Source organism: Polaromonas sp. P1_E3 (assembly GCF_056405935.1).
Window position 1 is genome coordinate 1 of the sequence record NZ_JBFUBD010000718.1, and the last position, 902, is coordinate 902.

2 protein-coding genes are annotated in these 902 nt (G+C 58.9%); both read right to left on the minus strand.

What is annotated here, in order from left to right; genetic code table 11:
- Positions 1-329: class I SAM-dependent methyltransferase (locus AC1D0Z_RS23030; protein ID WP_477660447.1), on the minus strand; the 329-nt coding region annotated here is incomplete at its 3' end.
- Positions 329-859 (minus strand): DNA-deoxyinosine glycosylase, encoded by a 531-nt coding sequence (locus AC1D0Z_RS23035; protein WP_477660448.1) that lies wholly within the window; start codon positions 857-859, stop codon positions 329-331. The genes AC1D0Z_RS23030 and AC1D0Z_RS23035, both read right to left, overlap by 1 nt.
- Positions 860-902 lie beyond the last annotated feature (43 nt).

Genomic DNA, 902 nt, shown 5'->3' on the forward strand with positions numbered 1-902 from the left:
AACCAGAGCCGGCAGGCGGTGATCACCTGCGGGTTGATTTCAAYCGCCGTGGTTTTCATGCGCAGTTTTTTATAGCAAAACTTGGTGAGCGCCGCAGAGCCCAGGCCCAGTTGCATCGCATGCTTTTTGGACACCGCCGCAGCGTCTGTGAACAGCAGCCCCGCCATCATGCGCTGTACGTACTCCAGCTCGAGGTCATACGGGGCATCGCGCAGCATGGAGCCCTGCACCCATTCGGTGCCCAGGTGCAAAAACCGCACCTCCCCGTAGTCAGAAAAATTGACTTCGGGTAATTCGGCCACCGTTTTCGCTGTTTCTTTTTTCGACATCAAACCAATYCATGCGTTTCAAAAACTTCACGCCACGCCGCGAGTTTGCGCTCAAAGCTCCAGGAGGCGTTCGCGGGGCTGGTCGAGGGCAATTTATAAACCGGCAAGCCCAGCGCCAGCGTGTGTCTGGCATGCTTGAAGCTTTCGCCGCCGTTGTGCGCAATCGCTTCCAGTGCCGGGCACAGTTGCCGCAAGCTGGCGAGGTCATTCACCTGCGCATTGCGGATTGCGCTGTCCAGGCTGCCCTCGCGTTCACAGGCCGCGTACACATCCCACAGGCCAAGCCCTTTCGACAAAAGCCATTTGCTACGAATTTCATAGCTGCTCGCGCTCGTCCCTATTGGTCCATCGGGCCAAATGGCTTGCAAAATCTTCCAGAAATGGTTTTGTGGGTGGCCATAGTACTGCTGCGCAGCCAGCGAGGCTGCGCCCGGAAAGCTCCCCAGTATCAGCAGGCGGGTGTCGGCAGAAACCAGCGGCGCCAGGCCCGCCAGCACCGGTTTAGCGGTGTCCGCAGCATCCTTCCTCATGTCAGCAGCGCTTCCAGTTTCGGCAGCGCCCGCAGCGCATTGG